The 24,580-nt window shown below is 55.5% G+C and carries 14 protein-coding genes; 6 read left to right on the top strand and 8 right to left on the bottom strand.

All coding sequences use genetic code 11. From position 1 onward, the window contains the following. Positions 1–284 precede the first annotated feature (284 nt). Both RB_RS19935 and RB_RS19940 read right to left on the bottom strand, forming a co-directional pair. Positions 285–4,847, bottom strand: a complete 4,563-nt coding sequence (locus tag RB_RS19935) for a vWA domain-containing protein (protein WP_231845821.1) — start codon at positions 4,845–4,847, stop codon at positions 285–287. Between the two features lie 354 nt (positions 4,848–5,201). Next, positions 5,202–8,450: a DUF6797 domain-containing protein gene (locus RB_RS19940; RefSeq protein ID WP_011122437.1), complete on the bottom strand. Its 3,249-nt coding sequence runs from the start codon at positions 8,448–8,450 to the stop codon at positions 5,202–5,204. 590 nt (positions 8,451–9,040) lie between these two features. Here RB_RS19940 and RB_RS19945 point away from each other — a divergent pair. Further along, positions 9,041–9,499 (top strand): hypothetical protein, encoded by a 459-nt coding sequence (locus tag RB_RS19945; protein ID WP_007340546.1) that lies wholly within the window; start codon positions 9,041–9,043, stop codon positions 9,497–9,499. Here the strand turns inward: RB_RS19945 and RB_RS19950 are convergent. The 4 genes from RB_RS19950 to RB_RS19965 are packed head-to-tail and all read right to left on the bottom strand — an operon-like array spanning position 9,474 to position 13,656. Continuing rightward, the gene (locus RB_RS19950; protein WP_011122439.1) at positions 9,474–11,339 is read right to left on the bottom strand and encodes a YHYH protein; all 1,866 of its coding nucleotides are present in this window, start codon (positions 11,337–11,339) and stop codon (positions 9,474–9,476) included. The two genes, RB_RS19945 and RB_RS19950, sit on opposite strands and share 26 nt — an antisense overlap. Next, the gene (locus tag RB_RS19955) at positions 11,336–12,073 is read right to left on the bottom strand and encodes a hypothetical protein (protein ID WP_011122440.1); all 738 of its coding nucleotides are present in this window, start codon (positions 12,071–12,073) and stop codon (positions 11,336–11,338) included. Before RB_RS19955 ends, RB_RS19950 begins: the two co-directional genes overlap by 4 nt. After that, on the bottom strand, positions 12,074–13,141 hold the full coding sequence (locus RB_RS19960) for an anti-sigma factor family protein (protein ID WP_011122441.1): 1,068 nt from the start codon (positions 13,139–13,141) through the stop codon (positions 12,074–12,076). Continuing rightward, a complete protein-coding gene (locus RB_RS19965; protein WP_011122442.1) occupies positions 13,138–13,656 on the bottom strand; it encodes a sigma-70 family RNA polymerase sigma factor in 519 nt (172 codons plus the stop codon). The genes RB_RS19960 and RB_RS19965 overlap by 4 nt, the downstream gene beginning before the upstream one ends. Before the next feature lie 196 nt (positions 13,657–13,852). Between RB_RS19965 and RB_RS19970 the strand changes: the two genes are divergently transcribed. Beyond that, on the top strand, positions 13,853–15,682 hold the full coding sequence (locus RB_RS19970) for an SMP-30/gluconolactonase/LRE family protein (protein ID WP_011122444.1): 1,830 nt from the start codon (positions 13,853–13,855) through the stop codon (positions 15,680–15,682). Between the two features lie 457 nt (positions 15,683–16,139). Further along, entirely contained in the window at positions 16,140–16,445 is a 306-nt protein-coding gene (locus tag RB_RS19975; RefSeq protein WP_231845822.1) for a 3'-5' exoribonuclease, read from the top strand. A gap of 255 nt (positions 16,446–16,700) precedes the next feature. Here RB_RS19975 and RB_RS19980 read toward each other — a convergent pair whose 3' ends face one another. Then, positions 16,701–17,336, bottom strand: a complete 636-nt coding sequence (locus tag RB_RS19980) for a hypothetical protein (protein WP_231845823.1) — start codon at positions 17,334–17,336, stop codon at positions 16,701–16,703. A gap of 405 nt (positions 17,337–17,741) precedes the next feature. Between RB_RS19980 and RB_RS19985 the strand changes: the two genes are divergently transcribed. The 3 genes from RB_RS19985 (at position 17,742) to RB_RS19995 (ending at position 22,011) form a co-directional block, all read left to right on the top strand. Next, positions 17,742–19,565, top strand: a complete 1,824-nt coding sequence (locus RB_RS19985; RefSeq protein ID WP_231845824.1) for a serine/threonine-protein kinase — start codon at positions 17,742–17,744, stop codon at positions 19,563–19,565. A gap of 332 nt (positions 19,566–19,897) precedes the next feature. Then, the gene (locus RB_RS19990) at positions 19,898–20,998 is read left to right on the top strand and encodes a quinone-dependent dihydroorotate dehydrogenase (protein WP_011122453.1); all 1,101 of its coding nucleotides are present in this window, start codon (positions 19,898–19,900) and stop codon (positions 20,996–20,998) included. A 77-nt stretch (positions 20,999–21,075) separates the two neighbouring features. Next, positions 21,076–22,011 (top strand): ThuA domain-containing protein, encoded by a 936-nt coding sequence (locus RB_RS19995; protein ID WP_011122454.1) that lies wholly within the window; start codon positions 21,076–21,078, stop codon positions 22,009–22,011. 764 nt (positions 22,012–22,775) lie between these two features. Here RB_RS19995 and RB_RS20015 read toward each other — a convergent pair. Beyond that, complete coding sequence (locus RB_RS20015) at positions 22,776–24,491, bottom strand: arylsulfatase (RefSeq protein ID WP_231845825.1); 1,716 nt, start codon at positions 24,489–24,491, stop codon at positions 22,776–22,778. Between the last annotated feature and the right edge of the window lie 89 nt (positions 24,492–24,580).

The raw sequence follows: 24,580 nt of genomic DNA on the forward strand, positions 1-24,580 counted from the left end.
AGCCACCTCGCTGTGACTTCAAAAGCGTCGACTTCACAAACGCCTCGAACCACGATGGTTCATCAGCGTCCTTCTTCGAGGTCGTGCAGTTTCTGGTGCTGCGTTTTGACGGGTGTCTGCATTTGGGAACCTCTCCCGAAACGAAGTTTTGGGGGAGCAACAGCGATATACTAGGTCGAGCCACGCCGTTCAGGCGTACGCGAGGAAGGGGCCGAGCATGGCAAGCGGCTTGAAATGATTCCCTCGAAGCCAGACGTAAGCCAATAACGTCGAACGGCAATCGCCTATCGTCGACTCGTTGCTCCCAGCGTCGCAACACTTGGGAACATCGAACCGTCAACTGGCTGGAGCGTGCGAACCGATTGACGCTTCATTTCCGCGATCGATTGCAATTCGATCTGCACCTCTGCGGTCGGGTCGGTTTGCCGGAAAACGTGAAAGCTTCGCTGGCCGCTGTCGTCGTACCAATGGTCTTGCGAGCCAGCATCCTCAACATGAACGATCAACATCGAATCGTGATCAGGGGCCTGCGAGGTAGGATACTCCAACCCAACCGAAACCTCGTCCCCTTGGCGACTCAGATGAACCTTCACGCCAGGATAATTCGCCAACGTCTTGGTCTGTTTCGGTTGTGATCCCGCAGCGACGGACATGGTTTCGCTTGCCAAACGCTTGGCAGAACACCACGTGTTGATCTGATAACCCACCGCATCGCTTGGCCAACCCAAGCATTCGAATTCAGCGACCGGGCACGGCTTGCCCGCCAACCATTCAAACGCACCATTTCGATAAGCCACTTCAGGCGATTGCTTCTGGCCAGAGTTACCTTGTCGCACCGGGTGAACCTCCACCCACATCGAAAGTGGACGGTCAGAAACCTGAGCGTCGGTTCGTTGCATCGACAATTGAAAACGACATCGATTCTCTTGAATTGTCGGCGTGTGCACTCCCATCCGAACCGTAGTGGCATGCCCTTCCGGCGTCGCGAGCACGCTGAATTGAGGAGCCCCATTGAGATATGACAAGGTTGCCAGTGGGTGCTCCATCTGATTGGCGATCAAGTCCAACTGATCACCGGGCGACACCGCGAGGACCGTTGATTTGTCACCAACGGTCGCGGTCACGGACGTGTTAACGGACTGAACTCCGGGCAGCGTGATCGTGTCCCCAAACGTGCCAACGTGTTTGGTTCCATCAGCCAATTGCAATTCGAATGATTCGGAAGACGACAACTCTTCCAATCGCTTGAGCAACTCCGTCGCTTCTTTGATATCCGTGATCGATTGACCGCCGGTGCCGCTCGCGAGAGCCTCGAACTCAATCGCTGCGGCCGCGGCCTCGTGGCTAGCCAGTCCATACCCAATGACATGAACTTGGACGCCCAGTGTCTTCGCCTGAGTCACCAACTGACCAATCGAGAAGATCGCTTCGGGGGTTGGATTGAATTGGTAGTTGCGACCGTCAGAGATCACCACGACGTCTTTGCGAACACCATCGCCGGTTCGACTGATGTCCTCCATCGCCTTCCAAATCGAAAGATAGAGCGGCGTCTGCCCCCACGGAACGGCTGCATCAAAGTGTTGACGGGCGAGCTCCAATTCCGCTGTGTCAAAACGTCCCGTCGGCAAAGCAACCTCGACATCTTCAAACGGTTGAATTGTCGGCGGGAAAGGGAATCGCTTGTGATAGCGTTTCTGCAACAGAGTTGTTTGACCACTTCCATCGCCTGAATCTTTTGCTGGATCACCCGCACGAATCGCCATCCGATGACCATACAGAACCAAACCAACCTGTGATGGCCCTGGCTGCAACCGCCGCATCATTTCGTAGACCGCCGATCGTGCGGCTTCAAACTTACTCGCTCGTTGTGCTCCCAGTGCGGAACGCCCCATCTCTTCGCCCAACGGATCGTTCATCGATGCCGAACAATCCATCACAAACGTGATCGCACGCCCCGCATCCATCGCGTCACGAATCGTGATTTCGGCTCCATCTTGGACCGTTTGACCGCGACTGGTCACGCCAAACGCCGTGCCCGACGACATGACGGAGGATTGATAGCGGTTGCCTCGAAAGTTCACCTCCGCCAACGAAGGCCGCTTTTGATCGACGGCAAGCGTCAGTTCCACGTTGGTCGGTGCATCGGTCGCGTGAATCGACACCGCTTGCTGAGCATCGGATGTTTTGATGCCATCACGATGAATCGACATCACCGCGATTCCCTCCGGAAGATCACCCTGGCCGTCGGCCGTATCAAGCTTCACTGAAACCGACTGGGTCTGTTGATCCAAGAACGATGGCTGCGAAGTCGCACGGACAATCAATCCCTTGGTCGACGCCGTCCGGCGAGCCTCCATCTTGGCCGTCACGGATCGCTCAATCGATTTCCAATCCGGCGTCTCATTGTCTTCGGGTTTGGCCAACTTCAACAACGTTTGAGCGGTTGCGTCAAAGTAGGCTGTGCCATTGCTTGTCGGTGCGTACCAGAAATCACCCAGCACCTCGTCGATTCGACAAGCCAACCGCCACTGCCGTGACGTTCTTTGATGATCCGCAATCACTTGCGAAAACGCTTCGTCCACGACGATCGAAACCACATGCCGCCACGCATGGTCGTGATCAACCGAGGTCAATGAACGCAAACGCCGGCGAACATCCGATGGGCTGGTCTCATCTGGATCCAATCCCAACAAAACCGCCAGGAAATCGTCGCTGATGTGTTTGTCCGATCCGTGTTGGTGGTCGTCCTCGTGATCATGTCCCGCCGACTGATGCAATGGTTCGAAGGGCTTCATCGCCAGCTTTTCATCCGTCTCACGAAGCTGTTTCTCCACCCGCATCGCCTGATAGGGATCAGAAGTCAGCAACATCGACGCCGTCGACGTTTGAAATGATCCGCCCATGTGTTCCAAGAACTCATCCGCCCGTTTGGCAGCAATCACGATCTGATCATGAGTCTCTGTGGACCAAACCTGCTTGCCATCGATGAACTCGTTCAGCAGCTTGTCCAGCGTGATGACATCGTTCAGGTTTGCTTCATTCACGCCGTGTTTTTCATGCGTTACCAATGCCGTTGCTTCTTCGTCGATCGATTGAAACAGATACGGCAATTCCGAAAACGCTCGATCTCGAGTCTGCCACGCATCGACCAAACCCGCCAAAATGTCTCGGCGTTCTTTGACGACTCGTTCGAAATCCGACAACGCCGACGTGACTGAATCGTGTGCGTCCCCATCGTGTCCAGGCTTGATCGGATTGACATCCGACGACACGGTCGACGCCAAAATTGTGTCCGCCAGATGTCGCCGACTTTGCTGCACGTCCAACGTGATTTGATCAACGGCAGGAAAGATCGCGTCGGGGAGACGACGCACCACGTGCAACCATTCGGTTTGCGCCTTGGCGGTGCGTTGGATCCAATCGGGATGTCTCCAAAAACTCAATTCGGAAGTGTTCGGATCGGTTCGTGATTGCTCGCCCGCCTGATAAATCGCGTACAGCATCGGCACCGGCATCACTTTGTCGTCGTCCAAATCATCCAGCAGTTCGGCGGTGGTTTCTCGCGTCGGTTGCTTTGCGATCGTGGACCAAACTCGCTCCGCTTCGCGGTCCATTTCGACGTCCGCAAAGTGAGATGACTCGCTCGCCCGATTCGCGATTTCTTGGCGGAGTCCCTGCAGTTGCCGATCGAGTCGACTGTACCATCTAGCACTCGATGCCTTTGCTGCTTCTCCACCATAAACCGATTGAGTGATCGCGTGCATCGTGCGCTGGATCTGTGACCATGCGTGTGCGTCGACCGAACTTGGGTCGTGTTTCCCGAGAACGACGACCGAATCAATCGCCGCTTTCAATCGATCGGTTTCATCCTTGGACGGTGGAGGCGTTTTGACGTATGACGCTCCAAAACGCCCGCGGCTGGCGCGTGCGACGGTGACCGGATTGGACGACGCGGTTCGATGCAGTGTCGGTGTTTGGGCCACGCCGCGATGCTGCTGCGACCATCCGCCAACTTGCTGGCGGACGAAGCGATGCAGTTCTTCGGTATCGACCAAACCGTCCGCCCGACTCGTTGTCCCATAGCCATCCGCGGCACCCGCCAATCCTTCGGCAACGTATCGGGTGAATACATCCCCATCGCCACGTCGCGAATAGAAACTACGTTGTCCACGTGCCGTCGACGAAAGAATGGTGACGTTGGATTCGGGATAGTTGCGAGCGTGTTGTGCCAGTGTCTCGGTCAACCGATCATCAAAGTCGTTATCGGCAATTCCGGCAGGCCAGTGCGACCGCAGCCGACCGCATTCGAGCAGCAACAACATCGGCCGAACGTCAACACGAGACTGAATCTGCGCGACTCGATCCAAAAAATCATTGATCGGAAACCACGTGGAACCATCCACGACAGATCCGTTGGGTGGCACCCAGCACGCTTGCCCGTCGTCATTCACAACGCCGTGCAAATTGACATAGAAAACCAGAGGGCGTTCACTCGGGCATGAAGCGAGCGCCGCTCGAATGGAGTCATCGGCCTGATCCCAAAATCCACCCGCCAACTCGCCAGCACCGGGCAAGGCCTGGACCGAGTACGTGCTTTGGCCCAACTCCCGTATCCAATTCAAATCTTCGGCGACCCAAGCGTTCACATCCCACTCAGGACCATACACCCCCGTCAGGGTGAAGATCGGTGTTCGGGCCGAGCGTGACAGCACCGACGCGACGAATCCCCCGCTGACCAAGACCATTGCAATCAAGCAAAGCCCCAGCAACAACGGTTTGCGGCCCGCAGATCCTTTGATCGCAAACATGGACGGTTTGGCGGTGGCGGGGCTGCGATTACTCGTCATGCAACAACACTCATCAGCGAATCGAACTGGACGCCTCCCAATCAGTGGCAGTGCCAAAACGGACAACCACTCGTTCGAATCATCGGAATGCTCGCAGACGACATTTCGCTTGCAACGCGAAAAATCGGAATGCCCCCAACCACGGCCCGCATAATCGATACAACTCAACGAACCCGACCAGCAGGCGTCCGGCCACCTGCGGGGATCGCGTTTCATGACGAAAGCAACACGCGTTTCTTTGAGTCGCAAACGATGCCATCGCCGCGAACGGTCGCCGCCGACCCGACGAGTTTCACGCGGTTCAGTGCTTCGCTCGATCCGAGCAAAACCCATTCAATCGCGTCACTGCTGAGATCAATTCAGTTCGTGGATCGTGTTGTGAATCACGCGATGAATCGGTTCTCCATCCGCCCCCCGCAGCTCCATCTGAATCTCCATGCACCAGGTTGGCTTCAGCTCCGGCAGTTCCAGCACGATCTCGCGTTGCTGTTCATCCCACTTGGCAGAAGTCACTTCGGTTGCCTGGGTGTCAAAGTGTTTGGAACCGTAATTCCTCGATCGTTTGATATTCCAACGGCTGATTGAAAAGCTTTCAGGAGTGACCGACTCCGGGTCGACATCGTCGCTCAATCCAATTCGCACCGTCGTTCCGCGACATTGCAGACTCAGCGGCACGTGGATCGGTTTGCCGGTGTAGCGAACCCGGTAGAAACCACCGTCGGCTTGCTGGGTTCCCGCCCACGAATACATCCCGGTCACGTACAAGTCGCCATCGCCGGGATGGAATCGTCCACGCATGATCCCGGTCGGGAATTGAGGCAGCGGCAATTCGCACATCCCACCCTGCATCTGATCGCCGACGGTCTCATGAGGGACCACGTACAACTTGCCATAGCCGTAGGACGTGTTCAGCAAAGAACCTTTCAGCGGCCCCCACTTGTCGCTGGTCACCCACAACAACTCGGCCGGTGACCGGTCGAAGGAATTGGTGATCCAACACATCGGTGGCTCCATCGCCGAGTCACTTGGGTCGGTCACATCGTGGTAACCAAACATGTTGCCATAAAACCGCCCCGGACGAACCCAGTTGATTCTGTTCTTTGGATTCCAATGTCCCTCTTGGTCCGTGACGAAGAACGTTCCGTCGTCGTTGAAACAGACGCCGTTGGCGGCACGAAAACCATTCGCGAGAATCTCGGTCGACGATCCGTCCGCGGAAACCTTCAGCAACGTCCCGTGATGCGGAACGATCGCGGGCAACGCGTGACAAGCTGACTTGGCGTAGTAAAAGTTGCCATCGTCATCGCATTGCAATCCCATCGCGAATTCGTGAAAGTGATCGGTGACGAAGTGATCGTGGTTGAAACTCTCGTAGTAGTCCGTTTCACCGTCGGCGTTGAAATCATGCAAACGGCAGATTTGATCGCGACAAGTCACAAAGATCTCGCCGTCGCGAATTTTGATCCCGAGTGGCTGAAACAAACCCGATGCGATCCGCTGCCAAGTCACTTCCGGTTGATGCAATCCGGTGACTTTCCAGACGTTCCCATCCCAATCACTCAGCACGGCGGATTCGCCATCGTCGAGAAAGTCGACACCGGTCAATCGCATCCGGCAAAACCACGGATTGTTGACGGGGTATTGAATCGTATCGACCGCGAAAGGTCCACCAGCGTCCGCGGTGGTGATCTTCGTGGTGACGATTTGCGGCCAACGCTTGCTGTTCTCTTTTGCAACGTTCGCCCAGTCCTTTGCTGAACGCGCGGCGGGATCGAGCCCTTCGATGAGTTGGTCAATGGTTTGCTTTGCGTCTGATTTGTTATCCGTTCGAAAGGCATGAACCACAAAGTTTCTTGCATTCGCGTTCGGCATCAGTGCCAGTCGAATTTGGTCATCGGCGAACTGCCATTCCAGTTGGCTGATATCGCCCGTGACCACAAACGCCATCGTTGCAGAGTCATCCGTGGAACTTGACCAAACCGCTTTCGCGTGATCATCGTCCAGCAACACTTCGCCTCTTTCACGATCAGCCACTCGCATCGTCAACCGGCTCTCATTGGCACCCACCGACAGCGTCCGTTGAAAAATGGATCTCTCACCCAGTTGATCAAGTGCTGGCCGCTCGTGAACATCGATTCCCCCGACGCGATAGTGCAGGATCGTTTCCATCCCGCTGACGTAAGTCCCCTGGTAGTCAATCCAGGCTTTGGGCAGTGGTCCATAAAAACGACCATCACGTCCCGGTTCACGGACCTCGTCAAAGGAATCGTTTTCGGGGTTGGCCCATCCAGGACCGTTTGCGTTTTCAAACACCACATCCCCGACGATGCGCGGGTGTCTCCGGTGGACGCCGTTGAAGTTGATACCGTTGTAGTCAATGAACTCATCGCCCAACCAAGCCGCAGCCACTCGCATCGTGTCTTGCTCATAAACAACGCGGTGTTCTCCCCGTGTGATTCCACCTGGGCCCTGGTCAAGACGAATCGCATGCCCCTTGTAAGCAAAGTTTTTCGCGTCGTCGCCGATCTCAACCGTCGCCATCAAATTTGGACCGTAGTCCATTTCCCGCCAAGCTTCGATGAGCGACGGTTCCGGACCGCGTGTGTCGCCCTTGGGCAAACTCGCCAAATACTCTTCGTCCACCCGAGCAAACTGAGTCGGGTTGTGATCCTTCAAGTACGCCTGCCGGATGTAGTGAATCACGTCGTACTTCTGCTGCGGCACCAGGTTTCGCTGCGGCAGCATCAAACCAAAACCATTCGTGATGGTTTGGTACATGCTGTGTGGATCAAATCCATTCTTGAATTTGCCAGACGCAAAACGCAACGACGTCGGCAAGGAACCAGGTTCATCGACCGTGCCGTGACAATTCACGCACGTTCGGTTGTAGATCGCTTCGCCACGTTTCATCGCCTGTTGATCCAACGAAGCGAGAATCCCGGCGTGGTCGATGTGCGATTCGTATTCCGGCAATGGCTCGGCCGTTGGCATGACCTTCGGCTGCAACTCGGCTGCCCGAGCCGCACCACCATCGCGAATTTCAATCAGGTATCGAACCAAATCCAAAAACGCTTGGCGGCTCTCGATTTGTCCCGCGACACCCTCGGGCATGACGGACAATTCGCTCATCGCGACGTCTTCTATTTCTTCCCCGCTGACTTCGATCGTTTTGCCAGTCGATGGATCGCGCAACTGGACCGACTCATCGGACTCAGCAACAAGAACACCGGTCAGCACTTTTCCGTCCACCGTCAAAACTTGGATGGTCTTGAAACCCTTTGCGATGCTCTTGGACGGATGAAGAATCGCATCGACGATTTCTACATTCGACAAATTAGGATTGGGCGAGGCAAGATTTGGCCCCACGTTGGCCTGCGACGTCTCCATCGGTACACCGACCGCATGACAGCTTGCGCACGACATCGAGGGGGTGAAGAACACCACCGCTCCTCGCACCGCGTCACCACCCGACACGGCGTCCGCGGCTAGTTTCTCCGGCGACTCAAACATCAACGTCTGCAAGATCGCTCGGTCATTCTGTGCCGTCGCAGTGGATCCCATGCTGAGCAACAGCAGCATTCCGAAAATGGTGATTCGATTCACAAATCGTTTTCCCTTGGAGGCCAGGCAAAGCATCGCTGCCCGAAACAGTCGGCTACAGAATAGTCGTCGCAGAGATTTCCATCTTCCGCTTTTTGCAGCAATCGCACCAGGAGAACGCCGCTGGCGAGTGGGAATTCCAACCCGCCATCGAGCCGCTAAGATATCGCGACCGCCCAATCCGCTTTTGAAGTAGCGTTTTTGTTTTTTGGTAACCCGAGGCATGACGGCTTGTTGATTTACTCGAGACCACAACCCGACGCGTGAGTTTTGAAGTTGCGCTTTCTGCATTCGGTTTTGTTGGCCAACGGCCTTCGTCATCGTAGCCTGGGGCATCGCCCCAGGGATCGAGAATGAAGTGAAATTGGTTGGCCAACGGCCAACATCAACCCACACGTTTTGAATTGAGTTTGGCCCTTGGCCAAAATGGGTCCGTGTTTTTCTGCTCCAGGGGCGATGCCCCTGGCTATGTTGAACGAGGCCGTTGGCCATTCGAGGAAAGACGCAAATTCAAAACTCACGCGTCGGGTCACCAACAAAACGCCACTTCAAAACGTTCAGCTCGGGATCTCCAGCCTACTCTCTGAGACGCCATGAAAGCCGCCACGATCAGCCAGTTGAAAAAAGAACTCGCCAAGCTGGATGAGGATGAGTTGCTCGACGTTTGCGTTCGGATGGCCAAGTTCAAAGTCGAGAGCAAAGAGCTGCTGACGTACTTGCTGATGAAAGCGGACGATGAACCAGCGTACGCGGATGAACTGTGCGACGAGATCGATGAGCATCTCAGCGTCTCTGGCAAGATTCACAAAAAAACGCTTCGCAAAGTCGTCCGTTGGATGGACAAATCGCTGAGGTTCTCCGGCGACAAAGAAACCGAACTGCAAGTCCGAATTCACTTCTGCCAGCGGATCAAAGAAAAACGAATCAGCTTCGGCGGCTGCCGCGTCAGCCAAAACATGTACGCGACACAGCTCAAAAAAATCGACAAGGCGATCGAGAAAGTGCATCCCGATCTGCAGTTCGATTTCAACCGGCAACTCTCGGGACTGTGAATTTCTTTCGACTGAACCACGCTCCCGCCAGCAGAGCGACAACCACAATTCCAATCAGAATCAGGAATGAACGACTGCGCGATCGAGTGTACTGAAAGTCCAACGTGCCCTCGGCCAATGTGATGTCCGAAATGCTTTCCAGCAACTCCGCTCGAGTCACTTGGTCGGTCGCAAACTCGGGTTTCTCGGAGCACGCATAAACCGTCAGGTGATACTGCTTCACTCCCGGTCCCTTCGATTTCATCGGGTCGTATCCTGCGTGGCCTTTGTCGTTGATTCCCACCGTCCCAATCCCACTCGCGTTTTGTGGCAGACTGGTGACATCCGCGGGAATATCGTGAACCAACCAATACGACTTCACATCACCTGGCCCAGGCGTGTGCCAAAGGTTGAGTGCATAACACTGCGTCCCCTTCGGCCCTTTCGTCCAAGCGATCGGCGGCGACACGCCCGCACCGTCACCGGTGAACTCAGTCGGCAATTCATCGCCTGCCGCAAACGCGGGACTGGTGACTTTCAATCGAGACGTTTGATCGGCGTTGAGACCGTCGCCTGCTCCTGAGATATCAGCTTGCGGAAGAAACGGCTTGCCCATGCGACTGCGATAGGTCTCGCTTCGCGATTCACCTGTTGGATCCTGAAACGTGAAATCGACCGTGCTATCATCCTTGACGACATAGGTCACCGATCCCTGTCGTCCTTCCACGTCGTACACCAACTCGAATCGATTGCCCGTCTTGCTGAATCCGGTGATCACGGCGCCGCGTAGCGGTCGCAGATCAGGGCGAATCGGTTCAGCGCGTGGTTGCGGGTCCACCTGACCACCACGCTGGGTCACTTCACCGTAAAAGCCACCATTCAAATACGGGTAGGTCTTCTGTGCGTGGTAGTGATAGTTGCCCGACGCGTCCTTGTGCCCGCCAAGTTCATCGAGCGGTGCAAAATCGCTCGCCTTCGGATTTTGATAACCAAAGATAGGATAGCCGTCCAACGCATATCCAATCGGTTGGCCTTTCCCGGTTGTTTCTTCCAGATGAACCGGAGCAATGTGGTAGTGATAGTCGTCCCCTCGACCGCAATGCCCACCGTATTCGTCCAGCTCACCAAACAAGTAGGCATCATCGCCGCGATTGTTCAGCGGGTTAAAAATCGGCACGCCATTGACGGCCAAAGCAATCGCACCACGTAGAAAATCGTTCCTGGTCGACATGGGATTCTTTGCCGGAACGGGGTGCAAAGGAATTTGCCATGCATTGTTGCCAAGGTATTTCTGTGGGATCGGAACTTGTTGTTGCCACGAACGAATGCCAATCATCATCGGATGCTCTGGCAATCCATTGGAACCCACGTAAAGAAAGTCTTTGTCCCAACGAAGCCGCAACAGTTTCTCAAACGGTTCGAAGTGCGCCCCGATCGCTGGCATCGTCTCATTCGTCGCCGCGTTCTTTGAGCTGGCTTGCACCGGTTGGTTCACCGCCACGAGCCGGATCGCATGCTGACGATTGAGATTTTGGATCGCTTCGATTCTTTCCTGGACCCAGGTTTGGTCGGCAGCGACCAGACGCTCGATCGGGACGTCCGTGAGTGTCCCATCCTCTCGACGGATTTGAACCTTGCCATCCTTTGCCGAAACAAATGATCCGTGCAGATGCGATCCATCTGCTGCGATGTTCCAAGTTCTCGATGGAGCGGACGAGTGGGAATGCCCATGATGCCCGCCTTCATGTGCGGCGACGTGGGTGGTCGCTACCAAACAAAGCAGGCTCGCAACCGCCGGGATGAGTGAGCGTGAGTTCATAGAGATGGTCTTCTTTTCAATGACGGTTCGAAAGGAGTTCACCGAGGTCTTCGTCGAGGCCCACTTGGAACGATGTCGTTCAGATTGGAAAAGTCAGGGCGAGCTTTTCCGTCTGGCGGTGTGGCCACGACATGCCGAAAAATGACGGTGTTGTCGAGTTCAACATCCTCCGTCCAAATGAAACGCGCACCTTCAAAGTCGTGCTCGAAGAACGGTTCCTTGGGGCCGATCTGCGACTGGGTGTACTCCGTCGCTTGACCCCATGATTCATCGTCAAAATCGACCGTGTACCAGTCTTCTGGGATGGTTGTGTTCTCAACCCGCGGGTTCTTGGTGTCTCGATCGATGGGACCACGAGAAAAGGCTTTGGCTTTCCAGTTGGCATTGGTCACCGTGCCATCGCCAAATTTCAAAATGAATCCGCCATCGCCGATACTGGTATTGGCGTATTCCATTCCCGTCTTTGCATCCGCGTTGTCCTTGGCCATCACAGCGATCGTCATCGGATAGTCCGGCAGGATGTCGACCGACACGACGTTGTGTGGCATGAACTGGATCGAGTCGACCGCGACGAGTTCGCCATTGAGATACAGGATGAACCAGTTGTCGGCGTACATGTTCGCCTGCACCGTGTCACTGATTCGTGGCTTGCCAACCCCGCCGCGATTCTCGCCTTGGCTGTAGCCCACCTGCATCCAAACAAAACTGGTGATGGCGGCCACGCAAACGAGAGCGACCAAACCCAAGGCGGGTTTTAGAATTCGTGTCCTGTTCATCTATTCAAACTCCACGATACGTTTCGGGTCGTGATGGGATTCATGATCAAAATGGTCCGCAGCAAACGGCTGCTCCTCAATCAACGTCATTTTCAACGTGACGATGTTCCGTCCGTATGGCATGTCGATGAATCGCATCTGACGAATCTGGCCACTGGCTGCGGTGTAGAGAATCTCGATTCGTTCCGGCCCTCGGAAGCCTGGTTTCTTCGTCGCCACCATCTGCCGGGTGGCTTCCGTGTCGGATTCGACATCCCGGCCCTGGACTTCGCCTTCGATTCTTTCCACCGACAACAATTCCAAGTTGTAAGCGGTCTGCAATGCGTCCAACCCGTCCTCGATGTTATTGATCGGCAACGATCGTTCGTGCCCGGGCAAGTCTCGATTGAACCGCGTCAGGTCGTCGCTCATTCGAACCGGTCCGTCCGGACGAACCGCCCAACTGCTCGTTCCGTTGCTTCCCGTAATGAAAAAAACACCGGGTTCCACTTCCCGCTTCAACACGAACTGATTCGAACCTCGAACATCCAAAATTGCGTTGTCCAAAGAAGGCTTGGGCGGCCGTCGATGCTCCGGTGAATCACGTCTGGCATCTTCCTGGACCACGCTCTCTTCCACCGAAATCAAGAACGTCCGATCCAACGATTGCCGATTGGCCGCGATGATGCGATTGAGTTCCATCACCGCGGCGGAAGCCGACGTGCTCCCCAAGCCATTCCAAAGAAACGCCAGGCTGATCAGCACCAAGCACGCCGTCGTCGCCATGGCAATCACGGATCGCGTCCAAGTGTTTCCGATTGAACCGCCCAGCGTGACCACATTGGGTCGCTCGTGCGCTCGGGACAAGGTTGGATCGTTGACCGTGGACTGCTCGGCCGTCGATCGTTGATCCATCAACTCATTCGTCACGAATTCATTGCGGAGTCGGTCATGCAACAACAACTCCGAGGCAAACCTCTGGGCGTGAAGCGGATCGGATTTGATCCACTGATTCAGTTGCTGAAATTGCTCCCGCGACAGCGATTCGTCGAAGTAGCCGTCCATCAAATCTTCGACTGAAGAGCTCATGACATCGCCTCCACACTCTTGCGTTCGACACAGTTCCGAACACGATCTCGAATCCTTTGCAGTGCTTTGGCGACAGAATTCGCCGACATGTCCACTCGTTCGGCAATGGCGGCCGGTTTCATGTTCTTCTGATATCGCAACTCGAAAAGACGACGAGCACGGTTCTCTAAACCACCCAGGCATTCCGTGACAAAATCCAGTTTCGCTGAATCTTGCTGAGCCACGGTTGGAATCGCGACTGCCAAGCAAGCGATTGCATCGTCGTCGAACACCAGCAGGTCTTTCCGCCGGTTCCGCATGTACAAATTCACCTGATTCCGAGCGACGCCGATCGCCCAAGGCACAAACGGAAGCTCCGGATCATAGGAGTCATACGACTCAATCACAGCGACCGCGACCTCCTGCAGCACATCATCGCGATCACCGAAGTCACGCACCATCGATGTCACAAACGCCGACACAGCGGGCTGTGCCAGTGTCCATTGCCGAGTTGCTTGTCGTGCGGTTTCGTCCATTTGATCCTCCGTCCAAAGAAGTCCTCACACCGTTACTTAACAAGACGGCCCCGTTTATGACCGAGAAAATGTCTGAAATGTTCGAAAACGCCAATCGCTTGAGAACGGCCGGGAAACAAAACCACCTCGGCTCGACTATCTTGGTGGCCCCCTCCAACTCTCCCCAGATCATTCTCTCCCACATCGACGATTTGATATGACATTCGCGATTCACCGCTGCGTCCATTCACGACGCCCTCAATCCTTCACGGCGTTCGTTGCCGGGTCCAGTGCACAGATTCTGTTCGCCTTGCTCTTGCTGCCCGCGATGGTGACGCCTGCCCAAGAGAGCTACCCGGTTCACCCCGACACCGTGGCCAAGGACGGCGTCCCTCGAGGCGTGGTGACAGCCCACCGCTTCACCGACAGCACGATCTACCCAGGCACGGAGCGTGACTACTTCGTCTACGTCCCAGCCCAGTACGACCAGTCCTCTCCGGCGGCGCTGATGGTTTTTCAGGACGGTGCCAAGTACGTCCGCGAAAACGGCGAGTATCGAATTCACCATGTCTTCGACAACCTGATCCATCGCGGCGAAATGCCGGTGACGATTGCCGTCTGCATCAACCCCGGCGTCGTTCCCGGTGGCGAGGGGGCTCAAGATCGTTTCAATCGCAGCTTTGAATACGACACCGTGAGCGATCGCTACGCTTCGTTTCTGATCGACGAGTTGCTTCCTGAGGTCCGCAAATCGTATGCGATCACGGAAGATCCCAATCTGCGAGCCATCGGTGGCAGCAGCAGCGGTGCGATCGCCGCGTTCGGCGTTGCTTGGCACCGGAGCGATCAGTTCCGCCGAGTCTTCAGCACCGTTGGCACCTACGTCGGCCTACGAGGCGGTGACGAGTACCCGGTCCTGGTTCGCAAACACGAACCCAAACCCCTGCGGGTCTTTTTGCAGGACGGTAGCAATGACCTGAACATCTACGGCGGCAGTTGGTGGAACGCCAATCAAACCATGTTGTCATCGCTGCAGTGGGCGGGTTACCAAGTCAAAAACATCTGGGGCGAAGGCGGCCACAATGGCAAACACGGCGCCGCGATCTTTGCCGACGCAATGAAGTGGCTGTGGAAGAACTTTGATCAACCCATCGAAACCAACGTTTCAGAACATCCGGAAATCAAAGACCGCTTGATCGAAGGCGAATCGTGGAAACTGGTCAGTGAAGGTCACAAGTACACCGAAGGCCCCGCGGTCGCACCCAATGGCGACGTGTACTTCATCGATGGACCACGAGGCGAAATTTGGAAGATCGCTGCAGGCACTGAAAAAGCGACCAAGTTTGCCGACGACATGCCCGGCGTCAGCGCGTTGATGTTCGATGCTGTCGGTCGTCTCTACTGCGCACGAAACAAAGCCCTGACGGTGACGCGAATCGATCCCGATGGCAGTCGCACCGATCTGTGCTCGGGCGTTTCCTGCAACGACTTGGTGGTGCTCGAACACGGCATCTACTTCACCGGCCCCACGGAACAAGTGGTGTGGTATCTGCCAATCGACGCCGATGGCAATCCTCGTGGTGACGGCAAGCCGATCCAAGCTGGCAAAGGTCCTAAGAAACCAAACGGATTGATCGTCACTCCCGATCGACGTTTCCTGATGGTCGTCGATGCAGAAGGCCGTTACGTGTGGTCGTACAAAATCAACTCGGCAACAGGAGAACTGCTGTTTGGCCAGCCCTACAGTTACGTCCACACGCCGCAAGACGACATGATCGGCGGTGCCGACGGCGTCACGATGACGAAAGACGGATCGCTCTTGGTCGCTACGAAACTGGGCATTCAAATCATCGATCCGCCTGGCCGAGTCCACCTGATCCTCACCCGTCCCAGCTTGTCGGGCAAACTTTCCAACTGTGTGCTGGCGGGCAACAACATGTCGACTCTGTACGTCACTTGTGGCAGCAAAGTGTTTTCAAGAGAGACCAAACTCGACGGCATCGTCCCTTGGCAACCCGCCGTTCAACCACCCAAGCCCAGACTGTAGCTTGGGAGATGTGTGACTCTTCTCATTGGCCACCGGCGTTCTTCAACTTCGCATTGAACAACGCCCAAGAATCCATTCCAGGTCACCCGACACATAACAACCAGTTGATTGAGTCGCCTTTCAATGTCTCCAATGAGCCGCCTGGGCGTTAGCCCCGGTTCCTTCTGCTAGAACCGAGGCGGACGCCGACAAGGCTAGGCAGGTCGGCAGGAATGATTGGGTAGAACCTCACGTAGGCGAGTCGCTCTGAGGCTCGCAAATGACAGCGTCTCGGAGAGACGCCGCTACGTGATCAAGCCCAATGACTCGCGCTCACGTGCTTAAGTAGTAAAACAAGTGGCATAGGCTTCCAGTCTGTGATTGCGCTGAACACAGGCTGGAAGCCTATGCCACTTATTCATTGTTGAACGACGCAACTACAAAACTCACTGAGGGGCAACAGTTGACGAAACGAGAGATGGATCAAAAGGCGGCGATCATGACTGTGATCGAGCACCTCGGGAACATTCCACCAGGCACGAAGTGTTCGGCGGTGCTGTTTGACACCGAAAGAATCCGCCGCGAAAAAGAGTTCTACGCGAAGCTCTACAGCGAGAATGGCGTGCACGACCTGGAGATCCTGCAAGCGATGGTGGCCGCGAATGTGCCCGACGATCCCTACTGGTTGGTCTCTTTAAAAACCAGCGACGGAGCGATGGGAGACATCACCCAACTGCACCGAGTCGACGACCGCACCGGAAAGATCATCCCCGACCCGGTCTAGCAGGCTGTTGATTTATTGAGCCGCACCGCGTTAGCGGCGGTTGATTAGACGCCAACCGGGGCTAACGCCCAACGGCTAATGATTGTCATTCGGTATGCGACTAAATCAACAGCCTGCTAGCCATTCCAAGAACATCCAACCGTCAAACCATCCCGAACATCCATCTTCGACTCATACCCGCAATGCGGCCCGAACCAAGCAGCAACACCATGCCGCTCCGGCAACACATGCTGCGGGTGCCTGCCAACGCTCGGCTCAGTAGACATCGAAATCTGTTTGCTCCGCGTTTTCCCATTCCCGTTGAACATACTCCGCAGCTTCTTGGGGGACCTTCAAGTCAAAGTTTGGATCACGGTCATCGTTCACCGTTTCATACTCGCTTCTGAGCACATTGGGACGAAACAACAGGTCTTCCCCGGCAACGATCCGAAACCCAAGGCTCGCGAGTTCCCGATCCGTCATGTCGGTCGTCCCTCTCCACATCACCGTCGCTGTTTCTCCCGAGAACAGCTTGGACACCGAGTCGATGATCATTTGTTGCCAGTCACGCAACGACGAGTGGATGGCGACACGGTGAATGAAAGCCATACCAAACACGGGATGATCGATCCCTAGTTCCTTCCGATACTCGGCGAATGGAGCGGTTGGCTCAAGTATTGCCGAGCAGACACTGTACCACCCCTGCGAATCCGCATCACAGACTTCCCAGACATTCATCCCCTCGTCCTCGGCCCGCGAGATATCGAGGTAATCAACCGCCAACCGAGCTGCGACCACCTCACCATTCTCACTCTCGCTTGACTGACAGATCACCGAGAGTTCGTGCGGGCGAAGGTAACCGTCCGGATCGACCGGCTTCGGGTAGAAGATTGAACGCAACTCGATTTTCATGAGATCCCTTTCCTGCAAATTGTAAACAGACACCCCATCATTCACGATCAGCCCACTCAGCACCACGCGAGATCGCCGCACTCGCTGGCGTAGCATGGATTCAGTGAATCATTTGGCAGAATACAGAACCCCGTCAAACAAAAGCGTCAACTTAGATTCCGAGGGTAAATGGTAGGCATCGGTCAGCGACTGAAGTAGGCCGGACCAAGGAGCAACGCGACGCCGTTCCGGCAATCCACCACAACGAACCGCTCTGAAATGCCGGAAAAGCGCTCCGCTAGGTCCGGCCTACTTTGGCCAGCACCATCAAGCAACAGCTATCACCAACGCAACCCTCGATCGACTATCATCGTAGCCTTGCTGGGGATCGTCCCGACGTATGGCTGCTCGTTTCGGAAACCTGTGATGACCGTCCCCTCTCCGCATCCGGATTTCGAGAATCTTGATGAGCGGGAAACTGCCGACGAAAACCAAGTGGCCGGTGGCGACTCGGGGTTTTCAGTAGCCGACAAAGACCCTTCACCGTTGTCTTCAATCTCCGCTGAACTCATCACTCATCCACGCTACGAAGTGCTCGAGGCAATCGGGCAAGGTGGAATGGGCAGCGTCTACAAAGCACGACATCGCTTGATGGATCGCCTGGTGGCAATCAAAGTCATCAAACCTGAATTGATTCGAAATGCAAAGGCGATCCAACGTTTCCAACGTGAAGTCAAAGCCGCCGCTCGATTGGTGCATCCCAACATTGTCACAGCCTTCGACGCCGAACAGGTCGGGGAGTTGCACCTATTGGTCATGGAGCATGTTGACGGGATCGATTTGGCCGAACTGGTTAAGCAGCGGGGTCGGCTATCGGTTCCTGTTGCCTGCGAATACATCGCACAGGTTGCCGCTGGTTTGCAGCATGCCTTTGAAAACGGCATGGTACATCGCGATATCAAACCTCCGAACCTGATGATGTCCACCTCTCACGAGAGCTCAGGCAACAATGCCTCCAAATTGTCGGGCGTCACGATCAAGATTCTCGATTTCGGTTTGGCTTCTTTTGCCGTGCCGGATGATTCGGATGAAAACCTTCAAACCGCGAGCCACAGCATCACCGCAATCGGAACGTTCATTGGAACACCGGCTTACGTGGCCCCTGAACAAGCTCAAGATGCACGCCAAGCAGATATTCGTAGCGACATCTATTCGCTTGGAGCCACGCTGCATTTTCTATTGTTTGGTCGACCGCCAAATGCACCGAAGAAGGCGGACGGGCGCGACACCAATCAAGCCAATACAGAATCATCCGAAGGCTTGATCGATGAGGACAAAATCCCGGACAGTTTGCGAGACATTATCGATCGGATGATGTCTCCTGACCCGAAGGATCGCTTTCAAACACCAGACAATGTGATCCAAGCTTTGACGCCGTTCATTGCTGTCGCACGGGTTCCTTTATCGAGGAGCAAGGACAGTGGTCCTACTGCGATCTCGCAACGTTCAGCGAATTGGTGGCGAATAGCAGGCGCTGCTTTGCTGGCATATTGCGTTATTGGATTTCCCCTTCTCATGACCACGTGGCTTTTCGATGCAACGCCGACTGGGGCGTCGGTCTCCAATCCGAGGCAAACCAGCAAGACACCTTCGCCAGCAATACTAGCAACCGATCAACGACAGCGAAGTGTCGACGCAGTAGATCGGTTGGATGTGGTCCGGGACAGCATCATTGGTCAGTGGAAGATCGAGGCGGATCGATTGCTGACGCCAGATTACGAACAAGGGCTTCGCGCCGTGCTGGAACTACCGCTTGAGGTCCCCATTCAATACGATTTGAGACTTGTGGTTACACGTCGTAGTGACGCCAACAAACTCTATGGCGGTTTGAATGTCGCTTTGCCATTCGGTGATTCGAAAGGGATGCTCGCCGTTGGCACCCACCGCGACGTTGGTGGTTGCTTTATCGAACGCATCGACGGAATCACTCGGCATGAATCGCTACCGACTTGGACGGAAGGTTTCTTCTTTGAGCTGAACGAATCTCGTACCGTAGAACTGAGTGTCCGCGAACACGAGATCGTGGTTCTGATCGATGACATCGAAGCGATTCGATGGAGTGGCGATCCGAATCAGATTGAAATGCCACCGGGATGGGAGATCCCCGACCGAAGGTCCATCTTCCTTGGTGCGACCGGCGAATTCGCCATCGACAGAATTCAATTCACGCCGGTTCTTGATTCGCCGTAGAGATTTTCATTCTTCGATGAGAACCTGCCAGAAGTAGGCCGGACCAAGGAGCAACGCGACGCCGTTCCGGCAACACACCACAACGAACCGCTCTGAAATGCCGGAACAGCGCTCCGCTTGGTCCGGCCTACTCCTGCGAGCACCGTCGCACTAGCCCTTCGTGGTTCAGAACAACCAGGTCAACGGGTTCCAATCGATGTATCGCTCGCCTCCGCCAATTCTTTGAATCAATTGCTTCGCGGCGCAGCGGGTCACTCGTGTACCTTGATGCACCATGCGCGAGACACCTGCCTGAGAAGCCCACCAGAACTCCTCGTTTCAAGACGACAGCGATGAACCTCTACAAGACGCTTGTCCGGCCGCTGCTCTTTTCACTCGACGCCGAAACAGCCCATCACTTGGCAGTGGAAGGGTGCCGGTGGATGGGTGTCTTGCCAGGGGTTACCAATGTCATGCAACGGTGTCTGGAGTCTCACGATCCCATGCTGAAGACCGACGTTGCCGGGCTGCAATTCGACAATCCAATCGGACTGGCGGCCGGGTGGGACAAGAATGGACGTGCGTTACGAATGTTGGACGCCTTGGGATTCGGGTTTGTCGAGATCGGTTCCGTCTCGGCGAGAGAGTCGAAAGGGAACCCCAAGCCACGACTGTTTCGGCTACCACAGGACAGCGCCGTGATCGTGAACTATGGCCTGCCCAACGATGGTGCCGAAATCGTTTCCACACGACTGGGTTCGCATCGAGGTCGTCTTCCGCTTGGCGTCAACATTGTCAAAACCAACGACGGTGCAAACGCACCAGCCTGCAGCGATGAGCAGATCCTGAGCGACTACGAATTCAGCACGCGGCAACTTCATCCTCACGCGGATTACCTGATGTTCAATCTCAGCTGCCCGAACGCCCAAGGCGGCAAGAGCTTCTTCTCCGAACCGGCCAATGTCGGACGTTTGCTCGAACGCTTGGCTCCGCTGCCAATTCAATCCCCAGTCTTTCTCAAGATAGCCCCCAACAATGATCCCGGTCATCTGGAGAATTTGCTCACTCAGTGTGAACGCTTTGAGTTTGTACGTGGTTTCTGTTTCAACCTGCCCTCGAAAAAACCGATGCTCTCGATTGCACCGGAACACCTGATCGACAAACCTGGCGCCGTGGCGGGCCGTCCCGTCGCCGCATTGATCAACGATTGCATCTCAGAGTTGTACCGCCGGATGGATCGCGATCGATACATTGTCATCGGAGCCGGAGGTGTCTTCACCGCGCAAGACGCGTACGAAAAAATACGTCTCGGTGCTTCGCTGGTTCAGGTTTACACCTCCATGATCTACGAAGGCCCCAGCGTCGTGAAACATATTTGCACCGGCTTGGCGGATTTACTCAAACGAGATGGATTCCAGCATGTGAGCGAGGCCGTCGGGAGCGCACACAGTTAAACAGCACTCTGCTCGATCACCTATCATCTAGATCTGCGGCGTCGCCACAAATCGCATCACTTGGAGCAACCTTCGAAATGACGAACCAACCCAACCGACCCGCAAACGAACGGGCACATGCGTCCCGCAGAAGATTCATCAAGACGACTTCCGGACTCGTGGCCGCCGGTGCTGCGGTATCGCCAACTCATGGATGGTCCGATGAACCTGCTGATGGTTCCACGCGAGTGCTGATCATCGTCGGCCCCAGCAGCCATCCGCCGGGTACTCACGAAGTCGAGGCCGGAGGTCGGCTGATGAAACACGCTCTCGAACAGATGGAAAATCTGTCTGGGATCCAGGCGGACGTGGTCGAGGGCTGGCCCGATCAGTCGCTTCGCGACGCCGCATCAACGGTTGTTTTCATCGGGGATCTGTTCCCGCCCAACCGCCTTCCCAACCCGCAGCAGAACCTCGCCGACCTGGACGAAATGATGCAGCGTGGCGTGGGCATCGCATGCATTCACTATGCGACGGGCTTGCTAGGCGAGGATGTCACGTCCGATGGCGACCACCCGCTGTTGCGATGGATGGGCGGTTACTTCGCCAACCGATCCTGCCCGCACCACGAATCATTTGCCCGCGTTTTCCCCGAAGCAACCATCACTCCCGCGGAGACCGATCATCCGGTCACACGAGGCTGGAAAGAATTCACCCTTCGTGACGAGCCTTACTTCAACAACTACTTCGGTACGGAAGGAAACCAACTTGCCCCGAAGGCAACCGTGCTGGCGACCTCGATGTTGCCACCGGAAGCTCCCAAAGGAGAAACGGTCGCGTGGTGCATCGAAAGAGAGGACACCGGCCGGGGATTCGGCGTCGTGATGCCGCACTACTACAAAAACTGGCGAGACGAAGACCTGCGACGACTGATCCTCAACGGAATCGTCTGGAGTGCCAAGGTCGAGGTTCCGGCGGAAGGCGTGAAAACCAAGTCGCCAAACTTAGCCGACTTCAACCCGAAATCGGTTTAGAAGAGTCGGCTTTCATCTCGTGAGCAACAAGTCACGATGTTAGCGGTGTGGCGCAAGCCGCCCGGTGAGGAACCGGAGGGCTCGCGTTCTTCCGCTACGTCACTTGTTTTCAGCTCCGTTCTAAGCCGTTTGTGCGTGAAAACCATGTTTGCCACTAGCCTGCGGAACGTTTGATCTTGCAGGGCGCATTCGTTTGCACGGTGTTTGAGTGCTATGCCAGTAGCGTCTTGAAAACCCCGCCCGCGCAGGAGGTCGTGCAGTTTAGTGAGACGGAATTCCTTCGGATTTCCACACGACGCACCTCTCCTGAAACAAAGTTTTGGGAGAGGTCGAGCGACGCCGTTCAGACGTACGCGAGGGTGAGGGCCGAGCATGGGAAACGGCACGAACTGCCCGCCCATTTCAACTTGTCGATTGAGCCGTCATCAATATATCTACGTAAGTAGATTGGGCACTCTTGCCTTTCTATACATCACATCTCGAAACACCAAAGATTAGTGTCCGATCAGAGTGGATTAGTGTTCCGCCAGAGCGGCCAAGGGAACGCTACTCTCCGCTGATCGAACACGAATGGTTCTTGGACAAGGGATGTTTGGCTTCAAAACGCCTGTATTCCCTACGCAAGCGGCTCCCACAAGATGTGGGGTACAAGAAGGCACTCTTGCCCGTCAGAGTGGTGGATGTCAGCCCAGAGCGGCATCACGCTGAGCTTGCAGACGAGCTCGCGTTTTCAAACAACTCGCTTTCGCGATCGTCGACTTCTTCTACTTCACGTTCGCTGTGGAGTGTGGTTTTATCCGAACCTCTTGGACCGCATGCATCTTTCCATCGATGTGAAGCTGAGCTTCCATCCAGCCGGTTCCTTTGGCCAGCCGAACATCCGTCAACTCGACCTGGCTGGGGACGTTGTCCAGTTCCTTGACGATCGTCTTGTCCGTCCAAATGAACTTCACCGTGGCGGCCTGCTTGCGGTGTCGTCGATGCGGAACGATCGAGATATCGAAGCGTTCGATCAGCCCTGGGTTGCTCATTCGCCATCGACCATAGTTGTTGGGTCGCCATCCGGTCTTGTCGCCCCACCAGTCTTGCCAGGTGAACCGGAAGTCTCGTTTCTGTTCCGGATTCAGTTCGGTGGGATACGGCACGCCGTTGTCACGCCGCAGTTGAGTCGTCACATCGTCGAACCAAGCCTCATACTCTCGAACGAACGCTTTCACGATCTCCGGATGCTTGTCGGCCAAGTCCCGCGTTTCGCCAGGATCCTGTTCGATGTTGTAAAGCTCAAAACCGGTTGGTTCGCCTCCATCGCCGACCACTTTCCACGGTCCACGACGCGCCATGCAGTTTTCGTACTTCGGAGGAACATTCGCGCGGTTGTGCTGCATGAATAGGTAACGCTGCTGGAATCCCTGCGTTTCCCCATGCAGCAGACCAAGAATGCTTTTGCCGTCCACTTGCAAATCGGCGGGCAAGCCGATTCCGCAGGCATCTGCCAGCGTCGGAAGCAAGTCGATGTGCATCGCTGGCGTGTCGAACTTCCTCCCGCCCTGCAGAGTTTTGGGCCACTGAATCACAAACGGAGAGCGGATACCGTTTTCATAAACGCTCCCCTTTTTTGCCCGCAATCCGGCAGTGAAGTAGGTCGAGTTCGGACCGTTGTCGCTCATGAATAGGATGATCGTGTTCTCACGCTGGCCCATGTCCTCCACCGCTTCAAGCAGGCGTCCGAAGGCACCGTCGAACTGAGTGATCATCCCGTAGATCGGCGCGACCCATTTTCGCCCATCGGGATCCGCAAGGTTTTGGTTGTCGTAGTCGGCACGAAACTCATCCGCGACATCGAATGGCGAGTGAGGAACGTTGAGCGGCAGGTAGCAGAAGAACGGCTGTTCGCCGGAATCCTTCATGAACTGAATGGATTCATCGATGAAGACATCAGTGCAGTAGCCTTTGGCTTTCTTAAACGAGTCGTTGTACTGCAGCGTCGGATCCCAATACGTGTTGCCGGGGTAGTCGGCAAATTGCCCAATGCCGCCTCCGCCGTGAACGACAACTTTTTGAAAGCCTTGGTCCTCGGCCCGCATGGGGAAGTTTTCGCCGAGGTGCCATTTGCCAAAAATACCAGTGCGGTAACCCGCGCCGGCGAAAACTTCCGCGATCGTCGTTTCCTCCGGGTTCATGTTGGAACGGCCGATGTACGTGTCGTGCGCTCCGGTACGAAAGTGGTATCGCCCGGTCATGAGCGACGAACGCGTCGGCGTGCACATCGGCGAAACATAGAAGTTCGTCAGTTCCGTTCCCTCGGCAGCAAACCGATCAAGGTTGGGAGTTTTCAAGACCTCATTTCCATGGAAGCCAACTTCCGCCCAACCCTGGTCGTCAGTCATCACCAGAATGACGTTCGGCCTGGGTTCAGCGGCCACGGCCACTGTCACACTCGACAGACAGACGACGATCCAGACGATGCTCTTGATGCTCATGTTGGTCTCAGGTTCCCACTCATCTTGGAAGTTGCGATGCCGGCTCGCTGCCAGACCACTCAACGCATTCTATTCAGGTTGCGTCCGAT

This window comes from Rhodopirellula baltica SH 1, assembly GCF_000196115.1.
GTDB lineage: Bacteria > Planctomycetota > Planctomycetia > Pirellulales > Pirellulaceae > Rhodopirellula > Rhodopirellula baltica.

Coding starts and splice junctions, on each gene's coding strand:
- RB_RS19935 (WP_231845821.1), bottom strand. CDS start 4,847: ATGACGAGTAATCGCAGCCCCGCCACCGCCAAACCGTCCATGTTTGCG.
- RB_RS19945 (WP_007340546.1), top strand. CDS start 9,041: ATGAAAGCCGCCACGATCAGCCAGTTGAAAAAAGAACTCGCCAAGCTG.
- RB_RS19955 (WP_011122440.1), bottom strand. CDS start 12,073: ATGAACAGGACACGAATTCTAAAACCCGCCTTGGGTTTGGTCGCTCTC.
- RB_RS19960 (WP_011122441.1), bottom strand. CDS start 13,141: ATGAGCTCTTCAGTCGAAGATTTGATGGACGGCTACTTCGACGAATCG.
- RB_RS19965 (WP_011122442.1), bottom strand. CDS start 13,656: ATGGACGAAACCGCACGACAAGCAACTCGGCAATGGACACTGGCACAG.
- RB_RS19970 (WP_011122444.1), top strand. CDS start 13,853: ATGACATTCGCGATTCACCGCTGCGTCCATTCACGACGCCCTCAATCC.
- RB_RS19975 (WP_231845822.1), top strand. CDS start 16,140: ATGGATCAAAAGGCGGCGATCATGACTGTGATCGAGCACCTCGGGAAC.
- RB_RS19980 (WP_231845823.1), bottom strand. CDS start 17,336: ATGAAAATCGAGTTGCGTTCAATCTTCTACCCGAAGCCGGTCGATCCG.
- RB_RS19985 (WP_231845824.1), top strand. CDS start 17,742: ATGACCGTCCCCTCTCCGCATCCGGATTTCGAGAATCTTGATGAGCGG.
- RB_RS19990 (WP_011122453.1), top strand. CDS start 19,898: ATGAACCTCTACAAGACGCTTGTCCGGCCGCTGCTCTTTTCACTCGAC.
- RB_RS19995 (WP_011122454.1), top strand. CDS start 21,076: ATGACGAACCAACCCAACCGACCCGCAAACGAACGGGCACATGCGTCC.
- RB_RS20015 (WP_231845825.1), bottom strand. CDS start 24,491: ATGAGCATCAAGAGCATCGTCTGGATCGTCGTCTGTCTGTCGAGTGTG.